This window comes from Synechococcus sp. R8-2 (assembly GCF_047461715.1).
GTDB lineage: Bacteria > Cyanobacteriota > Cyanobacteriia > Thermostichales > Thermostichaceae > Thermostichus.
In genome coordinates, this window is the sequence record NZ_JANSHQ010000518.1 from 1 (window position 1) to 8,407 (window position 8,407).

General features: G+C 58.9%; 10 protein-coding genes. 4 read left to right on the forward strand and 6 right to left on the reverse strand.

Annotation, left to right across the window (positions count from 1 at the left end):
- Window positions 1-266, forward strand: a 266-nt coding sequence (locus NW819_RS11765; RefSeq protein ID WP_414413855.1) for a hypothetical protein, incomplete at its 5' end; no start/stop codon positions are given.
- A 97-nt stretch (window positions 267-363) separates the two neighbouring features.
- On the opposite strand, the gene NW819_RS11770 is transcribed toward NW819_RS11765, so the two are convergent.
- Together NW819_RS11770 and NW819_RS11775 are read right to left on the reverse strand one after the other, a co-directional pair.
- Window positions 364-1,092 carry an SDR family oxidoreductase gene (locus NW819_RS11770; RefSeq protein ID WP_414413856.1) on the reverse strand — a complete coding sequence of 243 codons (729 nt, stop codon included), beginning with the start codon at window positions 1,090-1,092 and terminating at the stop codon, window positions 364-366.
- An 84-nt stretch (window positions 1,093-1,176) separates the two neighbouring features.
- Window positions 1,177-2,412 (reverse strand): anion transporter, encoded by a 1,236-nt coding sequence (locus NW819_RS11775; RefSeq protein ID WP_414413857.1) that lies wholly within the window; start codon window positions 2,410-2,412, stop codon window positions 1,177-1,179.
- 301 nt (window positions 2,413-2,713) lie between these two features.
- Here NW819_RS11775 and thrB point away from each other — a divergent pair, with 301 nt between their 5' ends.
- Window positions 2,714-3,640: a homoserine kinase gene (thrB, locus tag NW819_RS11780; protein ID WP_011433497.1), complete on the forward strand. Its 927-nt coding sequence runs from the start codon at window positions 2,714-2,716 to the stop codon at window positions 3,638-3,640.
- 24 nt (window positions 3,641-3,664) lie between these two features.
- Here thrB and NW819_RS11785 read toward each other — a convergent pair whose 3' ends face one another.
- From NW819_RS11785 to eda, 3 genes are read right to left on the reverse strand one after another with little or no spacing between them, the layout of a single operon-like run.
- Window positions 3,665-4,210, reverse strand: a complete 546-nt coding sequence (locus NW819_RS11785) for a diacylglycerol kinase family protein (protein ID WP_414413858.1) — start codon at window positions 4,208-4,210, stop codon at window positions 3,665-3,667.
- Window positions 4,194-4,685 carry an rRNA maturation RNase YbeY gene (gene ybeY / locus NW819_RS11790; RefSeq protein WP_414413859.1) on the reverse strand — a complete coding sequence of 164 codons (492 nt, stop codon included), beginning with the start codon at window positions 4,683-4,685 and terminating at the stop codon, window positions 4,194-4,196. The genes NW819_RS11785 and ybeY overlap by 17 nt, the downstream gene beginning before the upstream one ends.
- A 25-nt stretch (window positions 4,686-4,710) precedes the next feature.
- A complete protein-coding gene (gene eda, locus NW819_RS11795) occupies window positions 4,711-5,424 on the reverse strand; it encodes a bifunctional 4-hydroxy-2-oxoglutarate aldolase/2-dehydro-3-deoxy-phosphogluconate aldolase (protein ID WP_414389148.1) in 714 nt (237 codons plus the stop codon).
- Window positions 5,425-6,110: 686 nt separating this feature from the next.
- Between eda and NW819_RS11800 the strand changes: the two genes are divergently transcribed.
- A complete protein-coding gene (locus NW819_RS11800) occupies window positions 6,111-7,226 on the forward strand; it encodes a murein hydrolase activator EnvC family protein (protein WP_414413860.1) in 1,116 nt (371 codons plus the stop codon).
- Here NW819_RS11800 and NW819_RS11805 read toward each other — a convergent pair.
- Window positions 7,217-7,867 (reverse strand): ABC transporter ATP-binding protein, encoded by a 651-nt coding sequence (locus tag NW819_RS11805; RefSeq protein ID WP_011433492.1) that lies wholly within the window; start codon window positions 7,865-7,867, stop codon window positions 7,217-7,219. The two genes, NW819_RS11800 and NW819_RS11805, sit on opposite strands and share 10 nt — an antisense overlap.
- A gap of 168 nt (window positions 7,868-8,035) precedes the next feature.
- Between NW819_RS11805 and NW819_RS11810 the strand changes: the two genes are divergently transcribed.
- Window positions 8,036-8,218, forward strand: a complete 183-nt coding sequence (locus tag NW819_RS11810; RefSeq protein WP_414352125.1) for a DUF3285 domain-containing protein — start codon at window positions 8,036-8,038, stop codon at window positions 8,216-8,218.
- The last annotated feature ends 189 nt before the right edge of the window (window positions 8,219-8,407 follow it).

The window sequence follows — 8,407 nt, forward strand, 5'->3', positions numbered from 1 at the left end:
GTCGGAGCCGGGTAGTTTACTGGGGCTATCGTCGTCGCGCTCGCAGCACCGAGATCCTGCAAAAGTTGACAGAGGCTTACCCCAGCCGGCGGCGGGCTACCCTTCTCTGGCAGCATCTTCATCAGCAGTTTGGGCCGGCGTTGCTTGCTTCTGTGCCAGACGAATGGCTAGGACGGTTGGTGGGGGTGTCGGGAGATCTGATCCAACGTTGCCGCCAAGAAATGAGGATCCCTGCTGGCGCTTTGGGCTGCAGAGAGCAAGATTGAGACGGGGGGAGCCCAAGAGAGAAACTCGAGCGCTTGTTTCACCAAAAGACAAGCTGCTGCCGCCTCAACCCCAGCAAAAGGACGGCAAAACACTTGGTCAAAGGAATTGGTGGCTTTCCGGCTGCAACACTATCTCGCTCGGTACAGCACCAGCGGGCGCTGTAAGGGCAAAGCAGATGGCTTCCGCAGCCGTGGCAGGGCTGAGCATCTTGTCTCGCTGCACCTTCAGGCTGATGGGATCCCAGAAGGGTGAGTCGATGCCCCCGAAGTAAAACAGCGTAAATCTGACCCCAAAGCGCTTCAGCTCATCGGCCATGCACTTGCTAAACCCGACCACCCCAAACTTGGCCGCACAGTAAGCAGAGGCCATCGCCATGGGATAACGTCCAAGGACGCCGGGAAAATTGAGGATGTGGCCGGATTTTTGCTCCCGCATGGGGTTGGCAGCCAGTTGGCTGGTGTAGAAGCTGCCCTTCAGGTTGACCGCTATCATCCGCTCTAGGTCTGCGGGGGTTAGCTGGGGAGCAGGCTTCAGGATCCCGGCCCCGGCCAGGTTAATCAGCACGTCAATGCGCCCATGCTTTTGCACCGTTTGGTTGACCAGTGCCTCTACCTGGGCATAGTCCGTCACATCAGTGGGGATCCCCAATCCAGAGGCAGCCCCCAAAGAGGCTGATTTCTCCACCAGAGCTCGCAGGGGCTCTTCTCGCCGAGCGGCCAACACCAGATGGGATCCGGCCTGAGCCAGCATGGGCACCAGGACGCTGCCGATACCCCCTGTTGCCCCTGTGATCAAAATAACTGCCTGCGATAGCGGAGAAGACACGTTACGTTTCTTAAACTCTTTTTCCCATCATACACAGGGATCCCGACAAGCCAGTCACAGCCCCACTGGATCCCTCGACAGAGGTCATCTGAGCGGTGGAGAAGACAGGAAAGGCTGGTACAGCCACAACCCACTGAACCCCAGGGTTAGGAGAGTGAGGGGCAGGCCAAAGCGCAGATGTTCCCCAAACGAAAGCACATAGCCTTTTTTGGCCGCTGCCTCGACTGTGATCAAATTGGCCACCGCCCCAAATAGTGTCAAATTGCCTGCCAAAGTGGAGCCAGCAGCCAGCAACAGCCAAGCGGTGGTCTCCTGTCGGGGCAGGAACGATTGCAGCAACAGCACCGCCGGCACATTGGAGATGAGGTTGGATAAAACGGCCACACTACTCAGCAGGGCAAGAGGGGATCCCGCCAGACTCTCTGCCAAGGATCCCAAGCCCATCCCCCAAACAGTGACCAGCTCTCGCGTTGCCCGCGTTAGGATGAACAGCCCGGAAAACATCACCAGCAGATTCCAGTCCACCTGCCCCAAAAATCGCTCCGGCTTCAGCCTGCGGGTAATCAACAACAGGGCCGCCGCCACCAAAGCCGATTCTGCCAAGGGAAGTCCGGCTACAAAGGCCACAAACAGCCCCCCCGTAATCACCACGCTCTTGCGCAACAGGGGCGGGTAGAGCCGCAGCGGCAGCCAAGGCACCTGGGCAAAGGGTTTCAACGAGCGCACCTCAGGGTAGTACAACCACAGCAACCCCACTTCCAGCAGCAGCCCTACCACGGCAATGGGGGTCATCTGGGCAGCAAACTCCAGATAGCCGATCCCAGAGAAGGAGCCGATCAGGATATTCTGCGGGTTGCCGCTCAGGGTGGCGACGGATCCCAGGTTGGTGGCTGCCGCCAAGCCCAGCAGATAGGGAATCGGGTTTAACCCCAGCACCGTTGTGACCTGCAAAGTCAGGGGAGTAAACACCAGCGCCAGCGTGTCGTTGAGCAGGAAAGCCGAGAGCAGCCCGCTGCCGAACACCAGCATGATCAACAGGCCAAAGGGGCTGCGGCTCACCCGAATCAAGCCCAGCAAAGCCAACTGAAAAGCCCCCCCATAAGACAAGCTGGCATTTACCACCATCATGCTCAGGAGAAACACAATCGTGGTCGGGTCAATGGCTTCCCAAGCCTGCCGTAGCGACAAGGTCCCCAAGCCAATCAACAGGGCGGATCCCACCAGGGCGATGGTGGCCCGGTTCATACGCAACCTAGGCAGGGATCCCAGTCCCAACCCGACATAGCTCAAACCCAACACCAACCAAGACAGCCCCTGCACCCCCCGATCCCTCCCCCACTTCTTTCAGGATCCCTGATGGGTTCAGCCAATGGCAAAGGCTGGAGTTGAAACAGGCCCAACATTCCCGATACTCAATAAGTCACAAATTAAGTCACAAGAACCAATCATGGTCAGAAACCTTTCGGGATAGTCCAAAAGCTCCGCTGGATCAGCGCGTTTGCCTCGGCGAGCTGCAGACCGAGCAGAGGTGGCGAGAATATCCAAGGTCTGGCCATCGTTCGTAGGATAATGGGAGCCCGCAGACATTGAGTTACCCACCGTTCACTGAGGAGTTGTCCCCTTGGTCAAAGAACGCGTAGAGGTCATCGTCCCGGCCACCACCGCCAACTTGGGGCCAGGGTTCGACTGCATCGGTGCAGCCCTAGAGCTCTACAATCACTTCTATTTTCGCGAGATCCCTTCTGGCCTCAGCATCCACTACCGCGGCAGCGACCACATTAGCCAGAGCAAGGACAACCTGGTGTACCGGGCTTTTTGCCGCGCCTTTGAGCTGCTGAGTAAGCCTGTGCCGGGGGTAGAAATCGAAATTACCCTCAACGTGCCCCTGGCGCGGGGGTTGGGCAGTTCTGCCACCGCCATTGTCGGCGGCTTGCTGGGGGCCAATGCCATTGGGGCGCTTAACTTAGCTCCCGAAACCCTCCTACAACTGGCCATTGCCCTAGAAGGCCATCCAGACAATGTGGTGCCCGCCCTGCAGGGCAGTTGTCAGCTTTGTGTGCAGGGACAGCAGGGGCAATGGGTGTTTTGTCCCGTGGAGTGGCATGAGAGCATTGGCATCCTGGCTGTGGTGCCCAACTTTAAGCTTTCCACCCAAGCGGCCCGCGAGATCCTGCCCAAATCCGTCAGCTTGGCGGATGCGGTTTTTTCCAGCAGCCATCTGGGCCTGCTCATTCGCAGCTTGCAGTCGGGGCGGGTGGACTGGCTGAAGGTGGCTCTGCAGGATCGGCTGCACCAGCCGGCGCGTATGGAGCTGATCACTGGGTTCAAAACGGTTCAAGCTGCAGCCATGGCTGCCGGAGCCTATGGGGTGGTGATCAGCGGAGCCGGCCCCACTCTTCTGGCCCTCTGTGCTCCCGAGAATCGGGAACGGGTGGGATCCGCGATGGTCAGCGCTTGGGCGCAGTTGGATATTGAAGCGGAGGCCAAACTGCTCAACCTGGACCGGCAGGGAGGACGGGTGGTGATCCACTCCCAGCCGTCTGGATAGGAAACTCCCTCTCCAGTCGGGGAGCTACCCTGCTGCCGGGAAGCCGTCTTGCAGCAGCAACACCAAAGGCGGAAGAAATAGCCAAGCCGCCACCATCAAGGATGCCGCTGCCGCCATCAACACCGCTGCCGCCGCGCAATCTTTGGCGATCTCGGCCAGGAGATGGTACTTGCTGCCCAGGGTGAGATCCACCACTGCTTCCAGAGCGGTATTCACCAGCTCCAGCGCCATCACCAAACCGCTGGTTAGGCTAATCACGGCCATTTCCAGGGCGCTCAGCTGCAGGCCCAGCCCAAGGCCAAAGGCCATCACCGCCATCACCATGTGAATGCGCAAGTTGCGCTGGGTGCGGATGGCATAGACCAAGCCCTTGCCCGCGTAGTAGAAACTTTTGCCCAAGTTGTCGGCCACTTGCCAAGAGGGGGGGCGTCGCCAGGGATCCCTTCCCAAAGGCTCGGCACTGGCTGCCCGATCCGCCTCAGATGGCTGCGCTGGGTCTCTGGAATGGACGCGCCGCCGGAACACCGCCAGGCGAGAACGCTCCGGCAACCGACTAGGACTGTTGGCCATGGGCCACCTCCCCATCCAGTTGGATGGCTGCGAGCAACTGTCGCTGTTGCTGCAACATGCGCTGTAGGGACAGTTCATCCGGGTGATCCCACCCCAGCAGATGGAGCAACCCGTGGCTGGCCAACCAGGCCAACTCTTGCGAAAGACGATGCCCCTGCGCCTTGGCTTGTGCGCGGGCGGTGGGCACCGAAATCACAATATCCCCCAGTAGGCGTACCCCCGTTACGTCTTGGATCCCAAAGGGGGCAAACATCTCCTGCGCGGCAAAGGCCAACACATCGGTGGGCTCGTCGAGATGGCGAAACTCGCGGTTGAGCTGGCGGATGTGTTCATCGGAAGTGAGGCAAAGGCTGAGCTCGCATGGCTCCTGGACTCCCAGCTCTTTCAGCCAGATCTCGAACCAATGACGCCAAGTGGCTTCTTCAACCGGGCTGGGGATGTTGAATTGCAGATAGAGATCTAGAGATCCATCCATGCGGGCCTCACTCACACCACGCCCCCTATTCTACTAGTTTGCCCGGATTGGGCCAGGTTTTGTTTCTCTGCTCCGCAAGCTGCTGCAGCACCTGCCGCAGTCGATTCTCCAACAGATGGCAGCCTGAGTCCAAATCCTCTGTCGGGAACAGATCCCCGGCAATGCCCACTGCCCAGGCCCCTGCTTGCAGGTATTCCGCTGCCTTGGCCAAGGTGACTCCCCCGGTGGGGATCAACGGCAGGGATCCCAGCACCGATTGTAGATGGCGCAGGTAGCGGGATCCCCCCATGCTCTCCACCGGAAACACCTTTACTGCCGTTGCCCCCGCCTGCCACGCCCTCCAGATCTCGCTGGGGGTGAGGGCACCGGGCACGATGGGCAGCCCTACTTCCCGACCCCAGCGGATAACTTGCTCATCGGTGAAGGGGCAAACGCAAAACTGGGCTCCTGCCTGCCAAGCCTGCTCCGCCACCTGCCGATCGAGAACAGTGCCCACCCCTATCCAACACTGCGGGTGGTCTTGTCGCAGTTGGGCAATCAGCTCCAGATATTGGGGAACTTGCGTGGTGATTTCAATGTGGCGGATCCCGGCTCGGATGGCCAGCATGGCTCCCTCGAGAGCTTGGGCTGGGCTGGCCCAGAGGCGGATCACGGCAATCAGCGGCTGCTGCCACAGATGGAGTAACCAGGGGTGCTGTGACCCTTTTCTGAAACTGCACTCAGCATCCTCGAATGCCATCTGTAGGAAAATACCCGCTCAGTGTTTTGCAGTTGCTTGGGTTTAGCTTAAGTTTAATTGCAATCCAAAAACGAAAAAGTCAGCCTGCCAATGAAATAATGACAAACCATAAAGCCTAAACGTCTTTTCTTTCAAGGGAAAGCCTAGCAGATGACTCAGGAACAAGCAAAGCCGGTGTTTTATAGGGGCAACTGTTTGCGCGTTCGTGGCCTTTGCCGGAGTGTTTGCTTTTCCCAGCTTTTCACGGCGTTGCTGGTTCCTGCTCTGGCCTTGTTGTCTCCCTAACCGGTGCTGAACTCAGCAGAGAAGAGGAGGAAGATTCCTCAAACCAAAGGTGCCGCAAGGTATCCCGTCTGTATGAGGCAACTTTTTGGTTGGCCTTCTAAGCGTGAGGTTTGCCAGCAGGTGAGCGGCCAGTTTATCGTCATTTCCTAGTTTTTCTAGTCCGTTGAGGTTGCTGCCGCTTGAGTTGCATGCCGTCAGGCCTGTGGGATCCGGAGGTGGAGTCGCTACTGTCTGGCTCTTCTGTTGCTGTTCGGAGTAGCCCTAAATAGCCAGCTCAGGCCCGATTCAGATCCGTGGGGATCTTTGTATCCTTAGGGTCGATGGGTCGGTTGCAGAGGGTGTGAGGAGTGACGAGTCTCAGTCGTGGGGCACACAGGCTAAAAGGGTGGATAGCGCTCGGATTGCTCACCCTCTTGCTGCTGTGGGGGGGTGCCCCGTCTCAGGCGCAGAATGTCAACCAATTGCAACAGCGGCAGCAGCAGATCCAGCAACAAATCCAGAGCACTCAGCGCCGCCTGGGAGAACTGCGCCAAGCAGAAGAAGAAGCCCGCCGCCGCATGGGATCCCTGCAGCAAAACATTCGACAGACCGAATCCAGCCTTCGCGACAATCAGTATCGCTTGGAACAAGCCCAGAAAGCCCTGGAGCAAGCTCAAAAGGAGCTACAGGAGCTGGAAGACCGCCTGAGACGGCAGCAACAGGGCACGGCTGCCCGTTTGCGCTACATGCAGCGACAGGGGGCCGAACATTGGTGGGCTTTGCTGCTCACCAGCCGTGACTTGAACGAGTTTTTCGACCGCCGCCACCAACTGCAACTGTTGATCGAGGCGGATCGGCAGTTGATCCAAGAGCTGCAAGCAATGGCCAAGGAGGTGGATCAACAGCGCATTGCTCTGGAGATGCAGCGCAACGAGATCTCTTTGATTTTGCAGGAGCTGGCCGCCCAGAAGAACCAACTGCAGCAGCAGGCGGTCGCCCAAGAGCAGCTGTTGAGCCGCTTGGCCAACGAACGCGCGGCCTATGAAGCAGCCCAACGGCGGCTGGAAGCCGATTCCCAACAGTTGACTCTCCTCATCCAGCAACTGATCGCCCAGCAGGCCCAACAGCAGGGGGGCAGGGATCCCGTTCAAGGGACGGGCCGATTCATCGCTCCGGTGCGCGGGCCGATCACCAGTGGCTTTGGCTGGCGGGTTCACCCCATCTACCGCAGTCGCCGCTTTCATGCGGGGATCGATTTTGGTGTGCCCACCGGCACTGCGGTGAGAGCCTCCGACCGGGGCACCGTCATCTACGCCGGCTGGTACGGCGGCTATGGCTACACGGTGATTGTGAATCACGGCGGCGGCATCACCACCCTGTACGCCCACAACAGCCGCGTTGCCGTTGGGGTAGGCCAGCAGGTACAGCGGGGGCAAGCAATTGCTGCTTCCGGCTCCACCGGCCTCTCCACCGGGCCCCATGTTCACTTTGAAGTGCGCGTCAATGGCCAACCGGTGGATCCCCGCCGCTACCTGTGAAGCAAAGCCTCCGTCGGCAACAGCTTCAGGGATCCCGCCTGCAATGTCCACCGCACATCGGCAATGGAGGACAGCTCCTCCGGGTCGTGGGAAACCACCAACACCGTCCAGGTGGACTTTAGCCGAGCCAACAGCTCGATCAACTGCCGTCGCACCGACCAATCCAATCCTGCCGTCGGCTCATCCAGCAACAGCAAAAACGGGCCACGGATCAACTGGACGGCCAGGGCCAAGCGCCGCTGTTGCCCGCCGCTGAGGCGGTTTGGGGAGGTATGTAGAGGGATCCCTTCCAATCCCACCTGTCTGAGGGCGTTTTCGATCTCTTTTCTCTGTAGCTCTGGATAACCAAAGCGCATTTCCTCCAGCACCGTCAAGCCGCAAAAGTGGCGCTCTGGAAACTGAAACACCAACCCCGCCATGCTGCGCAAGCGGTTGGGGGAAAGTTCTGCCCCTCCCCAGGTAATCCGTCCTTGGGTGGGCCGCGCCAAGCCAGCCAAAATCTCCAGCAGGGTGCTCTTGCCCGCCCCACTTTTGCCCACGATCAGCCCCAACTGGTTCAGGCCCAACTCAAAGGAAAGATCGTTGAGAATGGGCTGGGAAACGCCTGCCGGATGGTAGGAAAGATGCTGAACTTGCAACATGGGGGGCAAAAGAGGGGGATGCTGTCGTTATTTTGGCACCGGAAGATCCCCGCGCGACAGCTATGGCCCTTCTTCAGCGGGAAGGTCGAAGCTTGGGAAACACCTCTATCCGGAGGAGCAGATTAAGCTAGCCTGAAGGTAGGGTAAATTATCGCTCTGGTTATCCTGATGGCGCAGCCTTCTTCTGCAGATTCTCCTTCGGTTGGGGCGGGATCCCCCCCCCAGCTGAGTTACACCCGCCTGGCCATGCGCAACATGGTGCGCAAAGGCAAGACTTCCCTGCTTCACTTCACCCTGACAGCGGTGGGGTTGGTGGCCCTGCTGGTGGGGCTGGCCTACCTGTTTCACTAAGTTTTCACTGAGTTCCGCGAGAGTGTCCTGGCTATACCCTCTTGCAGTTGTTCCTAGGGCGGGAAAGCCACACCCTGAAAGGTCTTTCTTGTTACACTCCATGTCGCTTCTTAAGCTTTTCCCAAGATTAGGTGTTAGAAGGAACAAGCAGCAATGGCTCCTACGGTTGGACCTACGGTCCGCTTCCGC